Origin of the sequence: Corynebacterium sp. DNF00584 (genome assembly GCF_001552965.1) — a bacterium.
Lineage (GTDB): Bacteria > Actinomycetota > Actinomycetes > Mycobacteriales > Mycobacteriaceae > Corynebacterium > Corynebacterium phoceense.
This window is the reverse complement of the sequence record NZ_KQ959766.1, coordinates 1-15,997: the sequence shown is the minus strand read 5'-3', so window position 1 is coordinate 15,997 and position 15,997 is coordinate 1. Positions and strand designations below refer to the sequence as shown.

At 66.8% G+C, this 15,997-nt stretch carries 15 protein-coding genes; 7 read left to right on the top strand and 8 right to left on the bottom strand.

The genetic code is table 11. The annotated features are described in order from the left end of the window. Nucleotides 1-8: 8 nt before the first annotated feature. Both HMPREF0307_RS10830 and HMPREF0307_RS10825 read right to left on the bottom strand, forming a co-directional pair. Nucleotides 9-677, bottom strand: a complete 669-nt coding sequence (locus HMPREF0307_RS10830) for a LytR C-terminal domain-containing protein (protein WP_141629094.1) — start codon at nt 675-677, stop codon at nt 9-11. A gap of 10 nt (nt 678-687) precedes the next feature. After that, nucleotides 688-948, bottom strand: a complete 261-nt coding sequence (locus HMPREF0307_RS10825) for a DUF3263 domain-containing protein (RefSeq protein ID WP_066492970.1) — start codon at nt 946-948, stop codon at nt 688-690. 16 nt (nt 949-964) lie between these two features. Here HMPREF0307_RS10825 and HMPREF0307_RS10820 point away from each other — a divergent pair, with 16 nt between their 5' ends. Further along, nucleotides 965-1,579: a peptide deformylase gene (locus HMPREF0307_RS10820; protein ID WP_066492879.1), complete on the top strand. Its 615-nt coding sequence runs from the start codon at nt 965-967 to the stop codon at nt 1,577-1,579. A 12-nt stretch (nt 1,580-1,591) separates the two neighbouring features. Next, nucleotides 1,592-2,614: an N-acetylglutamate synthase, CG3035 family gene (locus tag HMPREF0307_RS10815; RefSeq protein ID WP_066492877.1), complete on the top strand. Its 1,023-nt coding sequence runs from the start codon at nt 1,592-1,594 to the stop codon at nt 2,612-2,614. Nucleotides 2,615-2,746: 132 nt separating this feature from the next. Here HMPREF0307_RS10815 and HMPREF0307_RS10810 read toward each other — a convergent pair whose 3' ends face one another. Then, nucleotides 2,747-4,258, bottom strand: a complete 1,512-nt coding sequence (locus tag HMPREF0307_RS10810) for an HNH endonuclease signature motif containing protein (RefSeq protein ID WP_066492876.1) — start codon at nt 4,256-4,258, stop codon at nt 2,747-2,749. 144 nt (nt 4,259-4,402) lie between these two features. Between HMPREF0307_RS10810 and HMPREF0307_RS10805 the strand changes: the two genes are divergently transcribed. Next, nucleotides 4,403-5,194 carry an exodeoxyribonuclease III gene (locus tag HMPREF0307_RS10805; protein ID WP_066492875.1) on the top strand — a complete coding sequence of 264 codons (792 nt, stop codon included), beginning with the start codon at nt 4,403-4,405 and terminating at the stop codon, nt 5,192-5,194. After that, the gene (locus HMPREF0307_RS10800; protein WP_066492874.1) at nt 5,194-6,651 is read left to right on the top strand and encodes a phospholipase D-like domain-containing protein; all 1,458 of its coding nucleotides are present in this window, start codon (nt 5,194-5,196) and stop codon (nt 6,649-6,651) included. The genes HMPREF0307_RS10805 and HMPREF0307_RS10800 overlap by 1 nt, the downstream gene beginning before the upstream one ends. 14 nt (nt 6,652-6,665) lie before the next feature. Here HMPREF0307_RS10800 and HMPREF0307_RS10795 read toward each other — a convergent pair whose 3' ends face one another. The 4 genes from HMPREF0307_RS10795 to HMPREF0307_RS10780 are packed head-to-tail and all read right to left on the bottom strand — an operon-like array spanning nt 6,666 to nt 10,035. Beyond that, nucleotides 6,666-7,847: a multidrug effflux MFS transporter gene (locus tag HMPREF0307_RS10795; protein ID WP_066492872.1), complete on the bottom strand. Its 1,182-nt coding sequence runs from the start codon at nt 7,845-7,847 to the stop codon at nt 6,666-6,668. Continuing rightward, on the bottom strand, nt 7,844-8,608 hold the full coding sequence (locus tag HMPREF0307_RS10790; RefSeq protein ID WP_066492869.1) for an ABC transporter permease: 765 nt from the start codon (nt 8,606-8,608) through the stop codon (nt 7,844-7,846). Before HMPREF0307_RS10790 ends, HMPREF0307_RS10795 begins: the two co-directional genes overlap by 4 nt. Continuing rightward, nucleotides 8,598-9,545, bottom strand: a complete 948-nt coding sequence (locus tag HMPREF0307_RS10785; protein ID WP_066492868.1) for an ABC transporter ATP-binding protein — start codon at nt 9,543-9,545, stop codon at nt 8,598-8,600. The genes HMPREF0307_RS10790 and HMPREF0307_RS10785 overlap by 11 nt, the downstream gene beginning before the upstream one ends. 10 nt (nt 9,546-9,555) lie before the next feature. Beyond that, the gene (locus HMPREF0307_RS10780; protein WP_066492968.1) at nt 9,556-10,035 is read right to left on the bottom strand and encodes an NUDIX domain-containing protein; all 480 of its coding nucleotides are present in this window, start codon (nt 10,033-10,035) and stop codon (nt 9,556-9,558) included. Between the two features lie 50 nt (nt 10,036-10,085). On the opposite strand from HMPREF0307_RS10780, the gene HMPREF0307_RS10775 reads away from it, so the two are divergent. The 3 genes from HMPREF0307_RS10775 to HMPREF0307_RS10765 are packed head-to-tail and all read left to right on the top strand — an operon-like array spanning nt 10,086 to nt 14,922. Then, nucleotides 10,086-11,468 carry a hypothetical protein gene (locus HMPREF0307_RS10775; protein ID WP_066492866.1) on the top strand — a complete coding sequence of 461 codons (1,383 nt, stop codon included), beginning with the start codon at nt 10,086-10,088 and terminating at the stop codon, nt 11,466-11,468. After that, on the top strand, nt 11,468-12,478 hold the full coding sequence (locus HMPREF0307_RS10770) for a glutamate ABC transporter substrate-binding protein (RefSeq protein ID WP_066492865.1): 1,011 nt from the start codon (nt 11,468-11,470) through the stop codon (nt 12,476-12,478). The genes HMPREF0307_RS10775 and HMPREF0307_RS10770 overlap by 1 nt, the downstream gene beginning before the upstream one ends. After that, a complete protein-coding gene (locus HMPREF0307_RS10765; RefSeq protein ID WP_066492861.1) occupies nt 12,475-14,922 on the top strand; it encodes a serine/threonine protein kinase in 2,448 nt (815 codons plus the stop codon). The genes HMPREF0307_RS10770 and HMPREF0307_RS10765 overlap by 4 nt, the downstream gene beginning before the upstream one ends. Nucleotides 14,923-15,202: 280 nt before the next feature. Here HMPREF0307_RS10765 and HMPREF0307_RS10760 read toward each other — a convergent pair. After that, nucleotides 15,203-15,997, bottom strand: a 795-nt coding sequence (locus tag HMPREF0307_RS10760) for an HNH endonuclease signature motif containing protein (RefSeq protein WP_066492860.1), incomplete at its 5' end; no start/stop codon positions are given.

Genomic DNA, 15,997 nt, shown 5'->3' with positions numbered 1-15,997 from the left:
ATTTAACCCTATTGGTTGACCAACACGATAGTCACCGCGCCCTCAGCCATGGCTTTCTCGGGCAAGGCCTGGATATTCTCCTTCGCGACACCACTGAATTTATCTGCGAGGGTGCGCGCCTGAGCCTCGGCAACCGCGTCGCCGGCCGGGAAGAAGACGGTGGTCTCGGTGAGGATTTCATCCGCGAAGTTGCCCACCTCGCCAAGCTCGTAGCCGGCGTCAGTCACCTGCTTGGACACGTCGGCAGCCAGGCCCTGCACCGTCGAGTTGTTGAGGATGCTCACCTTGCGCTGGCTTGCCGATGCCCCCTCTCCCGCACCGTCTGCCGACACCGCCGCGTCACCTTCGCCGGCTGGGGCCGGGGCGCCAGGCGTGGCCGCGCCGTCCGCGCCGTCCGCGCCGGTCTCGCCCTGGCCCTCGGCTGGGGTGGCGGACTGGCCGTTGGCGGGGGCATCGGAAGGCTGGGCCTGGCCGGGCTGGGGCTGCTGGGCCTGGGGCGACTGGGCGGCCACGGGGGCATCGGCAGCCGTGGGCTCCGGGTTGCCGCCGCGGGTAAAGCTGTAAAGGGCCCAGAGGCCGAGTGCGACGGCGACGGCGATGAGCACCATCGCGAGGCCGCGCAGGGGCAGCCCTGCTGCCGGGGACTTCTCGTTCGTCTCAGGATTCACATTAGTCACATGCGTCACTTTAGCCGTCGGGCTGCTCCGTGGGGCGCGCGGCGCGCCGAAGATCCTCCCTCCGATCCCGCACGCGGCGCAGACGGCCCACGAGCTGCGGCGAATAGGCGAGCGCGTCGGCCGAGTCGAGCAGCCGGTTGAGCCGCTGGTGATAGCGGACGGGCGACATGTCGAAGCGCTCACGGATGGCCGCCTCCTTCGCGCCGACGGCGCGCGGGGCCTGCGCCTCGAAGTCTAAGAGGGCGGCGTCTAGGTCTGACAGCGAGCTCATGCCTAAACTGTAGGCCATGACTATTCGCCCCATCGTAATCCACGGCGATCCCGTGTTGCACCACCCCACCGAGCCGGTGACCGAGCCCATCTCCTCGCCCGAGCTCCAAGAACTCATTGCCGACATGTACGAGACCATGGAGGTCGCCCACGGCGTGGGTCTCGCCGCCAACCAGGTGGGCGTCAACAAGCGTCTGTTTGTCTACCACTGCCCGGACACGGATGGCCCGAACGGCACCGAGCTCGAGGACGGCGGCATGCGCAAGGGTTGTGTCATCAACCCGGTGCTCGAGACCTCCGAGATCCCCAAGACCATGCCCGCCGACGACGGCTCCGAGGACGAAGGCTGCCTCTCCGTGCCCGGCGAAGGCTTCCCCACCGGCCGCGCCGACTGGGCCCGCGTCACCGGCAAGGACGAGCACGGCAACGACATCTCGATTGAGGGCTACGGCTTCTTCGCCCGAATGCTCCAGCACGAGACCGGCCACCTCGACGGCTTCGTCTACACCGACGTGCTTACCGGCCGTTACAAGCGCCAGGCGAAGAAGATCATTAAGTCCAACGGCTGGACCGAACCGGGACTTACCTGGCTGCCCGGCGAAGGCCCGGATCCCTTCGGCCACGACGACTAAGCTCGCCTTCCCATGAGCTACATTTTCCGCTCCGATGCCCCGCGCGTGGGCGAGCGCGTGGTCGTGCGCCGCGACATGGGCGGCGGCATGCATTCCGATGTCATCGGACACGTCGTCTCCCTCGACCCCCTCGTCGTCCGGCCGCAGGCGGTGGGCGGCTACCCGTCCGCGCTCGAAGCCATCACCATTCCGGATGAGCAGATTCAGATCGTGAAGAAGCTCTCCCCGCGCATGGTCCGCAACTCCGACATCCGTGCGGTCGAAGTCGCCACCGCCGCGGCCTTCCCTGGCAAGGAACACACGTGGACCGCGGACGGCCAATGGCTCATGCGCGCCGGCGATGGCGTGACGGAACGCTCCAACTCCGCGACCCCGCTCGGCCCCTCCGCTGGCTTCACCCAGGTGCCACTCGCCGAAATCGAGGCCTTCTACACCCGCCACGATTTGCCGCTCATCCTCGAGCTGCCCGAACGCATCGGCAAACCCGCCGAGAAGCTCGTTGCAGGCAACCCCGCATGGACGCTCGGTCCCGAAATCTCCGTCATGGTCCGCTCGCTCGCGGACCTCAGCGACCTGCCCGACCGTCCCGACGAGTGGGAGTTCCACATCGACGACCAACCCGACGACGACTGGCTGGCTCTCTATCACTTCCGCGGCCAAGCCCTGCCGCCGGAAGCGCTCGAATACCTACGCACACGCATCGAGGGCCACATGGGCTTCGGCCGCCTCGTTACCCGCGAGGGCGAGACCGTCGCCATCACGCGCGGTACGCTCACCGATTCCGGCAACGGCACACATTGGCTCGGCTACTCCGCCGTCGAGGTCGCCCCAGCCTGGCGCCGCCGCGGCCTCGCGACACAGCTGGGCATGGACATGCTCCGCTGGGGCCGTGAGCATGGCGCCGAGCGCGCCTACCTCCAAGTCCTCGGGACCAACGAGGCCGGCGTGGGCCTCTACACCAAGCTCGGCTTCATCGAGCAGCACCGCCACCGCTACGCTCACTTCACGGGCGAGCCCGGCACCGACGCCCGCTAGCCCCTGCCGTCCCTCGCCAACCATGTGCGGAGAGGCGCACGAAGCGCCACCACCCCGCCCCGGGCACACGCGAAAGGCGCCGCACGGAGCGGGGTGGGCAGGATTGGACAGGGCAGGGCGCGGGGCCATCGACTAAGCAATTCCCAGGTCGAACAGCCCACCATCTTCCGGCGGTTGGTCCGGCACGTCCGGAGATCCAGGCGGAGAAGTCTGTTCCGGCGAGGCCTCGGGGCGGGCCCGGAGACGTTCGCCCGGCGCACGACTGCGCTTGTGAGTCTCATTAAACTGCAGGTCACCGCCGTCCGGCGGGCGCCAGCCCACGGTTCCGGTGCGCAGGTCGCGCTCGAAGTGACCGAGTCCGCCCGAGCCGTCCCACTTGTCGTTGTTCGTCACGTGGCAGGGGCGGCACGCGATAGTAAGGTTCTCGATATCGGTGCGACCGCCATTGGCGAAGGCCACGATGTGGTGGATATCGCTCATGACCAGCGGGGTATCGCAACCACGGCCGGAGCACACGAGCTCCGAGGCCGCTAGCGCGAGACGCTGCTCGAGCGTCGCCGTGCGGGTCGAGCGACCCATAGTGAGCGGCACCGGCGTGAGCCCGTCCATGAGGACCGCGAAGTCGGAACCGGCGCCGCCGGCGAGGAGGACCTCGAGCGCGTTGAGCGTGTAGCCCGTGTTCGTCTCGAAGCGGGTGTCCGCGTCAACGTGGCGCAGATCCTCGAGCGTCGTCGCGATGACGAGCGAGCCAATGCCACGAGCCTGGCGCTCGGGTGCCGAAAGATGCCCGCGGATAATGGCAAAGAACTGGTCCGCCATCCGCTGGCGCATGGTGCGCTTATCTTCTTCCGGGGCGACGACGGTGTTAGAGCCGCCGACACGGCCCGGCGCGAGCGCTGCGCGCAGGGCGGCCGCCATCTCCGCGGTGAGGTAGCCGCCGAAGGGCACGCCGCCGTCCGCGTCCTGCTGGCCCAACCAGATCGTGCGGTTCTTCCGCGCCGTGAGGCGGTCGCGACGATCCTCCGGGGTACGGCCGCGACGGTTGGCGTCCTGGACCTTAGCGCGCAGCCACTGGCGCAGATCTTTCTCAGAGCGCTTTCCTGCCTCCTTAAGCGCGAGCGCGTGGAGTTCGGCCTTGGACGGATCGCACGTATCCGAAAGACGCTCGAGCTCCTGGTCGATGACGCGCTGCTTGGACTCGCGCACACGGCGGGCACGCCCACGAGCCTCGGCGCGGGCGGCGGCGTCACGCTCCGCCTGCTCGCGGCGCTTGCGCTCCTCTTCTTCGCGGCGCGCCGCCTCTGCGGGATCCGGCGAGGGTTCCGCAGGTTCGGGCCCGGGGTCAGGAGAGGGAGCATCGAAAAGCAAACGACCCGCATTGAGGCGGGCCGTGGCGGTGGCGTGATCGATATCGAGGGCGTGGGTGAGGTAGTCGACGGTGCGGGTGGAACCGACCAGGCGGCCAGCGTCCGCGAGATGTGCGAGCCAGGCAAAGCGTGCGTCGGCGAAGGCCTTCTTGGCCATGGCGCGCTCAAGTTCTTCCATGGGCTGGGAGAGCTCGGCAAATGCCGAAACCTCAACGACTGCCTGCAGCCGCTCCAGCAACGCGTCGATCTGATTGACCAGTTCCTGCGGATTATCCATCTCTACCTCCTCCCGCTTACACATTCGATAATATTCACCCACCAAGCAAAGTCAAGCCTTTTTTAGAACAACTTTTCTAACCTTAAAGCCGACAGTGAGACATATTCGATAGCGACCTGGGAGAAGCAAGGTAATCTTTAGGCCATGCGCATCGCCACGTGGAATATCAACTCGGTTCGAGCCCGGACCGAACGCGCCGTCGACCTCCTTCGCAAGCACGACCTCGACGTGCTCTGCCTGCAAGAGACCAAGGTGGCGGACGACAAATTCCCGCGCGCCCCCTTCGAGGAGGCCGGGTACCACGTGAGCGCCCATGGGCTGAACCAGTGGAACGGCGTGGCCATCGTGTCCAAGGACGCGCCGGAGGACGTACACACAAGCTTCCCGCACCAGCCCGGGTTCGCAAAGGACCAGACCAAGCCGCAGAACCTCGAGGCGCGCGCGATAGGGGCGACGATCAGGGGCGTGGAAATCTGGAGCCTCTACGTGCCCAACGGCCGCGAGCTCACGGACCCGCACTACGGCTACAAGCTGGCGTTCTACTACGCCCTGGCGCGCTATGCGGAGGACAAAGCGAAGGGCAAGCTGCTGCTCACTGGCGACTTCAACGTCGCGCCCCGCGACGAGGACGTGTGGGATATCGACTTCTTCAAGGGAAAGACCCACGTATCCGAGCCGGAGCGGGCGGCGTTCGAGATGATCCTCGAGGCCGGAGTGCGAGAGCTCAAGCCGAAAGAACGCTACACCTACTTCGACTACAAGTCCGCGCGCTTTGAGCGCAACCAGGGCATGAAGATCGATTTCTTGCTGGCAACGGAGGCGCTGCACGACAAGCGCACGTGGGTGGATCTTGAGGAACGCGCCGGCGAGAAGACCTCGGACCACTGCCCGCTCATCACGGAGCTGGACCTGCCGGACTTCAACGCGGTGCGCTGATGAGCCTCAATATCGATCTTTCGATGTGGCAGTTTGTTCTGCTCATCGTCGATTACACCATCAAGATTCTGGCCGTCGGCTTCGTGCCGGAGGGGCGGCGCCCGTCGAGCTCGACGGCGTGGCTGCTCGCCATTTTGCTGCTGCCCTACATCGGGCTGCCGCTGTTCCTGCTCATGGGCTCGCCATATATCAACCGGCGCCGGCACCGCATCCAAAAAGAAGCCAATGAGATGATCGAGGACGTCCACGCGGGCATGCCGGACCACCCGCACGATGAACTGCCTACGGAAATCGAGTCGCTGCTCAGGCTCAACCGCCGGCTCACCGGGTTCCCCGCCGTGCACGGCCACAACGCGGGCATCCACGCGGACTACGAGGAAGCCATCGCCGCGATGGCCCGCGCTGTCGACCGCGCCGAAAAGTACGTCTACGTCGAGATTTACATCCAATCCTGGGACACCGTCACCGCGCCCTTCTACGAGGCACTGGAGCGCGCCGCAACACGGGGCGTCGAGGTCAAGTTACTCCTCGACCAGATTGGTTCCTACAAGTACAAGGGCTACCGGAAGCTCGGAAAGAAGCTCACGAACGCGGGCATCGACTGGCATCTCACGCTACCCATCTCGCTCATCCGCGGCCGCTTCCGCCGCCCCGACCTGCGCAATCACCGCAAATTCATGGTCGTCGACGGCGAGGTGGGCTTCCTCGGATCGCTCAATATGATCCAGCGCCAGTATCGCACGAAGGACCGCGCGTGGGTCGACTACATGACGGAGCTCACCGGGCCCATCGTCGCCTCGCTGAGCGCCATCTTCGCCGTGGATTGGTACCTCGAATCAGACGAAATCATCGAGCCTCAGCTCCCGCCCCACCGCGACACCTCGGCCGAGGACACGAACTACCTGCAGCTCATCCCCTCTGGGCCCGGCTACACCACGGAGCCGAACCTGCGCATGTTCAACTCCGTCATTCACCACGCCAAGCACCGCCTGGTCATGGTGAGCCCCTACTTTGTGCCGGACGAGTCCATGATGGACGCCATCACCACCGCCTGTTACCGCGACGTCGACGTCGAGCTCTACGTCTCCGCCGCCGCGGACCAGTTCATGGTCAACCACGCCCAATCCTCGTACTACCAGGCGCTTCTCGAGGCCGGCGTGCGCATTTTCCAGTTCCCCTACCCCTTCGTCCTGCACTCCAAGTTCCTCGTCGCGGACCCAGGCCACCCCAACCCGCTGTGCATGTTTGGCAGCTCCAACATGGACATGCGTTCCTTCGGCCTCAATTATGAGACCACGTTGCTCGTAGCGCAGGGCAATCTCATCGACCAGTTCGCCCAGCTCAGTGCCAACTACCGGGCCGTCTGCCACGAGCTCACCCTCGACGAGTGGAACAAGCGCGGCTTCGGCCGCCGCTACGTCGACAACGTCATGCGGCTTACCTCAGCGCTGCAATAGCTTTCCGATGCCCCCTAGCCCGCTTCGCGTGCTAGGCGAGACGTAGCCCAAAAACCCGCAGCCGCCGCAATAATCCCGCAGGTCAGGATACCGAAAGCCATCGTATGCGTAGGCTGGGATCCTAAGCCCATAAGCGGCGAGACGATGCCGCCCAACAGCGACTGGACAAAGCCCATGACCGCGGAGATGGAGCCAGCAAGCTCGCGGCGAATGCCCGTGGCCAGCGCCGTCGCGTTGCCCATGATAAACCCCACCGGGGACGTGGCGAGCAGGATGCAGGCAACGATGAGGTACCAGGGGGCATCGGCAAGCGCGGCGACGGTGAGGATGAGGCCTCCGCCAACGCACAGCAGCAGGCCAGCGCGGAGCATGGTCACGGCGCCGAAGCGTGTGACGAGGCGCGAGTTGATGGTGGTCGCGACGAGCATGCCCAACGCGTTGATGGCGAAGAGCAGCGAGTAGTGGGCGGGGCTGAAGCCGTAGACCGTCTGGAGGACGAAGGAGGACGCCGAGATATAGCTAAACAGCGCGCCGAAGCCGAAGGCCATAGCGAGGAGGAAGCCCCACACGAGCGGCATGCGCACGACGGTGAGGTAATTGCCCGCGACCGTGCGCACGAGGCCGCCGGTGCGCTCGGCCTTGCCGCCGGTCTCCGGGACGAGGAGGAACGCGAGGAGGAGCTGGACGGCGTGGAGACCGGTAAGCGTCCAGAAGATGCCGCGCCAGCCCACGGGCTCGGCGAGCAGGCCGCCGATGACCGGTGCGATGGCCGGCGCGATGCCGCCGATGGCCATGAGCACCGAGAACGTCTTCGCCGCCGCGGAGCCGCTGAGCAGGTCTGGCACGACGGAGCGCGCGAGCACGTTGCACGCGCCGCCGCCCAGGCCTTGGAGGATGCGGGCGAGGATGAGCACGCCGATGCCCGGCGCGAGGGCCGCAAGCACGGACGCCACGAGCGCCAGGCCTGCGGACCACAGCAACAGCCGGCGGCGGCCCACGACGTCCGAGACCGGACCGATAAGCAGCTGGCCGAAGGCCATGCCCACGAAGAAGCCGGTGAGCGTGAACTGCGCGACGGCCTGCTCGACGCCGAACTCGCCAGCGATGTGCGGCAGGACGGGCAGGTACATGTCAGTCGCAAAAGGCGCTGTTGCGGACAACAGCGCCAAGGTGAGCATGAGGGGGACGGGAATCATACGTCTCGTTTTACCAAGGCGGCCACGCCGCCCAGCCACAGGATGGCGGCCCAGAGCACGAAGACGACGAGGTACCAGTGCGAGTTATCCGCGAAGACGGACCACGAGCCCGCCGCGTCCGTGAGCCACGAGCGCAGCGCGTTAAACGGCGAGAAGTGCATGAGCTTCTCGCCCACTTTCGGCACGAACTGAATGAGGTTGTCCACTCCCCAGAACAGGATGAGTCCCACGGCAATCGTGCCCGCGGACTGGCGCAGCAGCAGCGCCAGGCCCTGGGCGAAGACGACCATGAGCGCCGTGCCCACCGGGTACGACCACAGCGCGCGCTGCGCGACCGGGTCTGCAAAAATGTTGTCGAAGCCGACGACCTCGTCCGCCATGAGCTGCGCGAGCCCCAGGCACGCGACGATGCCGATGAACATGAGCACCGCAGCGATGACGGCGTAGAGCACAAGCTTCGCCACGGCGACCTGCGCGCGGTGCGAGTTCGCCAGGTACAGCGGCGTGGGAAGGTTGTAGCGGTACTCCGTCGTGATGACCATGATCGCCTGAATCATGAGCACGGACAGGTTGAGCCACAACAGGCCCGAGACCACGATGGACGCGCTCGCCACCGCGGGCGCTCCGTCGAAAAGCGAGGTCAGCCGCGTAGTGAAGAACGCCCACAGCAATGAGAAGACGAAGAACAGGCCGGTCGTCCATCGGAACGACGCCGTCGTGGTGAGCTTCGTGAACTCCGCACGAATCGTATTAACGAGCATGGTGGCCTCCTTGGTTGCCCGCCGGGCGGGACTGATATTGCACGTCGTCGCGCGTGAGCTCCATAAACGCGTCCTCGAGCGAGGCGCGTCGCAGCGAAAGCTCGTCGAGCGCCACGCCCACGCTAAACGCGAGGCGACCGATGCTCTCCGTCGTCTGGTCCGGCACGATAAGCGTCGGGCGGCCTTCTTCGTCCGCGCCGCGCTCGTAGCCGATGCCTTCCGCGCTCAGCGTGCCCGCGAACGCGTCGAGGTGCTCGGCGCGCACGATGACGGACGAGCCCGAGTACTGCTTGACGAAGTCGTACGTGGGCATGTCCGCGATGAGCCGGCCGCGGCCGATGACCACGAGCTGGTCCGCCGTGAGCGCCATCTCCGAGAGCAGGTGCGAGGAAATGAGCACCGAGCGGCCCTCCGCCGCGAGCGCCTTGACGAGCGAGCGCACCCAGCGGATGCCCTCCGGATCGAGACCGTTGACGGGCTCGTCGAGGAGCAGCACCTCCGGGTCGCCGAGCAGCGCCGCCGCCAGGCCCAGGCGCTGGCCCATGCCCAGCGAGAAGCCGCCGGCCTTCTTACCCGCCACGCCGTCGAGGCCCACGATTCCCAGCACCTCGTCCACGCGCGACAGCGGCAGCCCATTCGACTGCGCCATCCACTTCAAGTGGTTGCGCGCGCTGCGGTTGGGGTGCACGGCCTTCGCGTCGAGCAGCGCGCCCACCTTCGTGAGCGGGTTGCGCAGCTCGCCGTACGGCACGCCATCGATGAGCGCACGCCCGGCCGTCGGCCGGTCGAGCCCCAGAATCATCCGCATGGTCGTCGACTTGCCCGCGCCGTTCGGGCCCAAAAAGCCCGTGACGACGCCCGGTTTGACTTCGAACGTCACGTCATCGACCGCGCGGACCGAACCATATTGCTTGGTCAGCCCTTGAATTTCAATCATGCGGACAACACTACAGCCCCAACTCCGCCACCGCGTCCCGCAGGCCCGGCAACGCCGCCCGGAACGCCGGCAACAAATCCAACTGCTCCACCGCGTCCCCCGCCAACGGCACCCAGCGCAGCTCCTGGGATTCCTCATTCGCCACCACCGGCAGTCGACGCGAAGCCCCCGCGAGCACCGTCGTATACGTCCACCCGTCGCCCTCAAACGGCCCAGCCGTCACGAGCGAGCGGCGCACCGTGACGGACGCGGCGGGGACGCCACACTCTTCGAAGGTCTCGCGGAGGGCGGCATCGGCAGCAGATTCGCCCCGCTCGCGCGCGCCGCCGGGCACGCCCCACGTGTCGCCCTGGTTGGTCCACGCCGCGCGATGCTGGAGCAGGACGTGGCCCTCGGCGACGAGGAAGAGCCCCGCCGCACCATAGAGGCCCCACAGCTTCATGCCATCGGGTCCCGCAGCCCAGCCGTCACCTGAAAATTTTCCGCTCATGTCCGCCATACTAACCGCGCCACCCCACCGCGGCCCGTTATCCTTAAGGAATGACCACGCCCAACGCCGAGCTCGCCGATCAGTGGTTGGATGACGTCACCGAGCCCTCCCAGCCGGTCTTCGACCGTCCCACCCACCGGCTCTACGCGTGGTTTATCGGCCCGGCGCGCCTGGCTCGGCGCCTCCTCAGCTTCCTCGGCACCACGCCCGGCAAGCTCGTGGCGGTCACGCTAGCGCTCACCATCGCCATCGCCGCGGCGGGCATGTCGCTCGCGGCCAGCTCCACGGACCGGCACGCGAACCTCAATACGCTGCTCAGCTCCACTGAGCCCATGAATAACTCGGCGCACAACCTCTATACCTCGCTCTCGCTCGCGGACACGATTGCGACCACCGGCTTCGTCCAGCTGGGCGAGGGCTCCACCGACGACCGCGAGGCGTATAGCGCGGCCATCGACACCGCGACGGTCGCCGCGACAGAATCCGCGCTCGGCTCCGCAACGGATGACACGCGCATTCGCGAACTCATCCTCAACATCCAGCGCCAGCTGCCGGTGTACACGGGCATGGTGGAAACCGCGCGCGCCAACCACCGCGATGGCAACGCCGTCGCCGTCAACTACATGTCCAACGCCTCGACGCTCATGCGCGAGGACATCCTGCCGGACGCCCGCGAGCTCTTTCGCCTCACCAGCGCCAAGGTGACGCAGGAACAAAAGGCGCTCACCCGCCCGCAATGGGTGCCGCTCTCCGGCTTCGTCGCCGCCGTATTCTTCCTCCTCGCCGCGCAGTGGTGGCTGTGGCGGCTCACACGCCGCCGCTTCAACCGCGGCTTCCTCGCGGCGACGGTGCTGCTCTCCGTCGCGCTGGCCTGGGTGAGTATCGCCACCATCATGATCTGGGCCGCAGGCTCGCAGCGCTTCGAGGCCGTCGCCGCGCCGTGGGAGCAGCTCACCGCCTCCCAGATTGAGGCCCAGCAGGCGCGCACAACGGAAACGCTCATGCTCGTCTCCCGCCAGGCCTCCGTGGACGCGACCGTCGACTTCGACGCCACGGTCCTCGACGTCCACCAGGCGCTGGACTCCTACGGCGCGGCCGAAGACCTCGGCGCCGGCGACGCCCAATCCGTCGCCGATGCCCGCGGCGCCCTCAACCAATGGGCCAGCGCGCACAAGGACCTCGTGGCCGATCTCAACGCGGGCCGTTACGACTCCGCCATCACGCTGTCCACCGAGGACGGCGCCGGCAGCTTCAACGACCTCAATGACGCACTCACCCGCCTTATCGCGGACACGCGCGGCGTCCTGCGCTCCTACATCGAATCCGGCCACCAGGCCACGACGGCGCTCGGCGGCTCGGTGGGCTTCCTCACGCTGCTCGGCATCATCTGCGTCTGGCTCGGCATCCGCCCCCGACTCCAGGAGTACCTCTAATGCGCCGCCTCGCCGCCGTCCTCCTCGCCGTCCCGTTGGCCGCCTGTGCGCCCCCGCCTTCCGATGCCCCCTCCCCCGCGCCATCCGCTCCCTCCCGCATCGGCCAGCCGCTGCCGGCCGGCGCCTCGCTCGAGCCCGCGGGCTCACAGCCCGCTCGCACGGACGCGGACGCGAGCACAGATCTGCTGCGCGGCGCGGAAGGCAGCCTGCGCCCGGATGATAAGAAGCCGAAGGAGCGCGTCCCGTCCATCGTGGAGCGCGGCCGACTCATCGTGGGCGTGGACCAGTCGAATAACCTGCTCAGCTACCGCGACGCGCAGTCGGGCGAGCTGCGCGGCTTCGAGGTCTCGCTTGCGCACGAGCTCGCGCGCGATATCTTCGAAGACCCGAACCGCGTGGAGTTCCGCTACGTCACCTCCGCCGAGCGCGCCGCGGCCCTCGAGGACGGCACCGTAGACGTCGTCATCCGTTCCATGACGATTTCGGCGCAGCGCCAGCAGCAGGTCGAGTTCTCCACGCCCTACCTCACGACCCGCACGCGCCTGCTCGTGCCGGCCTCAAGCGCCATCCGCGAGCTTTCCGATGTCGCCGGCCACACCGTCTGCGCCGCCGCCGGCTCCACCTCCATCGACATCATCCGGGCGCAGGCGCCGGAGGCGGACATCCTGGCCACCCGTTCGTGGGGTGACTGCCTCATGGCGCTCCAGCTCGGCCAAGCTGACGCCATCATCACCGACGACGCCCTGCTCTCCGGCATGGCGGCGCAGGATTCCTCGACCATCATCGTGGGCGAGGCGCTCTCCCAGGAGGCCTACGGCGTCGCCGTCGCCCGCGACGCCGCGAAGACTGCGGGGCTTGTGCGCCAGGTCAATTCCACGCTCGAGCGCCTCCGTTCCAACGGCACGTGGTCGAGCCTCTACCAGGAGTGGTTCGGCGACTACCTGCCCGCGCAGTCGCTGCCCGCGCCCGTCTACCGTCCCGAACCCGCGCAGGAGGATCGTGCCCAATGACCGACCGCGACCACCCATCCCACGACGAGCCCCAACCCACCGAGGCCGTTCCCTACGATCCCTTCGCCGACGACACCGCCGCGACTGGCCCCGCGACGCAGGCCGTCGCCTACGACCCCTTCGCGGACGACGAGGACACCGGCACGACCGCCGTCGCCTTCGACCCGTTCGCCGACGACGAAGACGACGCCGGATCCACCGAAGAGGACGCGGCGATTGCTGCGCTCATCGAGTCGATGACCAACCTGCGCCCGGGCGGGGCGGCGGCGAAGGGGGCATCGGCAAGCTCACTCACCCCGAGCGAACGCGACAAGGCACTCATGACCTTCCGCGAGCGGCGCGCCGCGGCGCGCACCGAGCGCGAGGTCGCGGACGGCATGGTGCGCCTGCCCTTCGTCGTGCCCACGGACCCGCACGACGCGCTGCGCGAGCCCGAGGACAACGGGAAGACCCCGCCGCCGCAGCTCGGCCCCGGCGACATGATTGCGGGCCAATACGAAATCCTGGGCGTCATCGCGCACGGCGGCATGGGCTGGATTTACCTGGCGAAAGACCACGTCGTCTCGGAACGCATCGTCGTGTTGAAGGGCATGCAATCCCATAAGAACGCGGACGAGACGGACGCCGCCCGCGCCGAGCGCGAATTCCTCGCGGACATCACGCACCCGGGAATCGTGAAGATTTTTAACTTCGTCGACGACGCACGCGTGCCCGGCGGATTCATCGTCATGGAATACGTGGGCGGCCCCTCCCTGCGTGCTCGCCGCAACCTCCAGGACGGCGGCCTGCTGCCCATCGATATCGCGATCGCGTACATCCTCGAGGTCCTCCCCGCGCTCGACTACCTCCACGCGCGCGGCGTGGTCTACAACGACCTCAAACCCGACAACATCATTGTGACCGAGGACCAGGTCAAGCTCATCGACCTGGGCGCGGTCTCCGGCATCGGCTCCTACGGTTTTATCTACGGCACGAAGGGCTTCCAAGCCCCCGAGGTCGCCACCGCCGGCCCCTCCGTCGCCAGCGATATCTACACGGTCGGCCGCACGCTCGCCGCACTCACGCTGCGCCTGCCGCGCGACGAGAACAACATCTACTTACCCGGCGTTCCCAGCCCCACCGACGAGCCGGTCCTGCGCCACTACCTGTCCTATTACCGCCTGCTCCTCCGCGCGACGCACCCGGATCCCGCGCAGCGTTTTACCGACATCACGGAGCTGCGCACTCAGCTCTACGGCGTGCTGCGCGAAGTCATCGCCGTCCGCGACGGCATCCAGCACCCGGCGCAGCACTCGCTCTTCTCGCCGCAGCGTACAACCTTCGGCACAAAACACCTCGTCTTCCGCACGGACCAGCTCATCGACGGCATCGACCGCACCGTGCGTATTACCTCCCCCGAGGTCGCCTCCGCGCTGCCCACCCCGCTGCTCGACCGCTCCGATATCGGTGCCCCGCTCCTCCAAGGCTATTCCTACACCGAGCCGCAGGAAGCCCTCGAAACCCTGCGCCAGGCCATGCAAACACCCGAGTATAAGACCTCCGTGGAAATCCCCTTCGGCGTCGTGCGCTCGATGATCGACCTCGGCTTCATCGGCCAGGCCCGCGCGTGGCTCGACTCCATCCACGCCACCCACGGCGACAACTGGCGTTTCCACTGGTTCTCCGGCGTCACCGAGCTCCTCCTCGACCGCTATGTCCAGGCGCAGAAGCACTTCTCGCACGTGCTCACCATCCTGCCTGGCGAACCCGCGCCGAAGCTCGCCATCGCCGCCGTCAACGAGCTCATCCTCCAACAGCTCGGCTACCACGAGACCGCCCTGCTCCCCGCCGAGATCGCCCGCGCCGTCTCCGGCCTCCATACCTCGCTCGCGGCGCTGCCCAACGAAACATTCGAGGAGCATCCCGGTATCTGGGAACACATCACCGAAGATCCCACGATGCTCCGCTTCAACTCCTTGCGTCTCTACGCCGTGGTCTGGGCGACGAACCCCACCACCGTCTCCTCCGCCTTCGGCCTCGCGCGCCAACTGCGCACGGAGCACCAAGTCGAGCTCGCCGTCGCCACCCTCGACGCCGTGCCGAACGCCTCGCGCCACCACCGCATGGCGCGCCTCACCACGATCCTGCAGCTCATCATGCAGGGGCTTACCGAGTCCCGCGTGCGCCGCGCCGCCCGCCGCCTCGAGGAAATCCCCACCAACGAGCCGCGCTTCCTGCAAATCAAGGTCGCCGTCATCTCCGCCGGGCTCAACTTCCTGCGCGAGAAGCACCTCGAGCGCGCCGCCTCCCCCAACGACCTCTTCGAGTACGCGTTTACGCAGCGCGGCCTCCAGTACGGTCTCGCCGATACGCTGCGCACCCTCGCGCGCCAGGCGCCGTTCAGCCGGCACCGCTACGCGCTCGTGGACCTCGCCAACCAGGTCCGGCCCATCACGATGTTCTAGCCCACGCCCCCAGCGCGAGCAGCACCGGCACCAGCCGCCACAGCATGTCCGTCGCACTGCTTGCCGATGCCCCCTTCGCCCCCGATGTCGCATCAAAGGTCACCACTGTCTGCCCGTGGGCGCCGGGCTCGCCGACGGTGGCGTGTTCAGTGGCGTTATCGTTGGGGGCCGCGTGAACCCGCCATGAGTTGGGCGGTCGCTCAAAGGGCAGCCGAAAGCGCCGCACCGCCGGCTATATGCCTGGCGTGAACAGCCCAAAGACAGGATGTGTGCGGGGAGTTTAGGCGTTGCGGAATTCCTCCTCGAGCAGTTGCTTTTCTTCTTCCACCCACGCCGGCAATGGTCCTTCTAGCTCCGGCGCGACCGGCGTTCCCGGCGGGTGGTACCAGCCCTTGGGTGGCACCCAGTAAATCGTTCCGCGCCTTCTTAAGAACCCGCGACCATCCACCTCGTTGACGGCGTTGTGATATTGGCACGCAATCGTGAGATTCTCCGGGCTCGTCTCCCCTCCGTTGCGCCAAGCCTCAAGGTGGTGCACCTGGCAATCGTGCGCGCCCTTCGAACAGCCTGGCCACGGGCAGACGGGATTCTCACCCATGGCCATCAATCGCTGCTTTGTCGACGCAAACCGCGAAATCCGATGCAGATTCACCGGCCCGTACACCGGGTGCAACAGCACGTGGAAGCCATAGTCGTTGATGGTCCGCGTCGCCAGCTCCGTCGAGGAAATCACCGCGCCGTTGGACAACTGGAACCACACCTCGTGACCCTCACAGGCCTTGGCGTAATTGTCCATCGTGGTCACGAGCATGAGCGTGATCGTCGGCTGCGCGGCTTTTTCTTCGCCGAACCAATGCTTGAGCACGGACTCGATGGGCTGGTCTTTATCAATGGAATCCCGGATATCAGCCAGGGCCGCCGACGGCCCGCAGATAGTCAGCGACGCGTTGCCATCCGAATGCTGAGCAAAGCGCACGCCGGCCTTAGGCGTGCGCGGCTTAACCACCTTCTTCACCAGCTCGCGGGCTTCTTTGTCGATGGACTTCGTATCGCCGGTCTTCTTCAACGCCTCGAG

Bases quoted from the DNA above. Each gene is read 5' to 3' on its own strand.
- HMPREF0307_RS10770 (WP_066492865.1), top strand. From the start codon at position 11,468: ATGCGCCGCCTCGCCGCCGTCCTCCTCGCCGTCCCGTTGGCCGCCTGT.
- HMPREF0307_RS10785 (WP_066492868.1), bottom strand. From the start codon at position 9,545: ATGATTGAAATTCAAGGGCTGACCAAGCAATATGGTTCGGTCCGCGCG.
- HMPREF0307_RS10800 (WP_066492874.1), top strand. From the start codon at position 5,194: ATGAGCCTCAATATCGATCTTTCGATGTGGCAGTTTGTTCTGCTCATC.
- HMPREF0307_RS10765 (WP_066492861.1), top strand. From the start codon at position 12,475: ATGACCGACCGCGACCACCCATCCCACGACGAGCCCCAACCCACCGAG.
- HMPREF0307_RS10780 (WP_066492968.1), bottom strand. From the start codon at position 10,035: ATGAGCGGAAAATTTTCAGGTGACGGCTGGGCTGCGGGACCCGATGGC.
- HMPREF0307_RS10775 (WP_066492866.1), top strand. From the start codon at position 10,086: ATGACCACGCCCAACGCCGAGCTCGCCGATCAGTGGTTGGATGACGTC.
- HMPREF0307_RS10795 (WP_066492872.1), bottom strand. From the start codon at position 7,847: ATGATTCCCGTCCCCCTCATGCTCACCTTGGCGCTGTTGTCCGCAACA.
- HMPREF0307_RS10820 (WP_066492879.1), top strand. From the start codon at position 965: ATGACTATTCGCCCCATCGTAATCCACGGCGATCCCGTGTTGCACCAC.
- HMPREF0307_RS10790 (WP_066492869.1), bottom strand. From the start codon at position 8,608: ATGCTCGTTAATACGATTCGTGCGGAGTTCACGAAGCTCACCACGACG.
- HMPREF0307_RS10815 (WP_066492877.1), top strand. From the start codon at position 1,592: ATGAGCTACATTTTCCGCTCCGATGCCCCGCGCGTGGGCGAGCGCGTG.
- HMPREF0307_RS10810 (WP_066492876.1), bottom strand. From the start codon at position 4,258: ATGGATAATCCGCAGGAACTGGTCAATCAGATCGACGCGTTGCTGGAG.
- HMPREF0307_RS10825 (WP_066492970.1), bottom strand. From the start codon at position 948: ATGAGCTCGCTGTCAGACCTAGACGCCGCCCTCTTAGACTTCGAGGCG.
- HMPREF0307_RS10805 (WP_066492875.1), top strand. From the start codon at position 4,403: ATGCGCATCGCCACGTGGAATATCAACTCGGTTCGAGCCCGGACCGAA.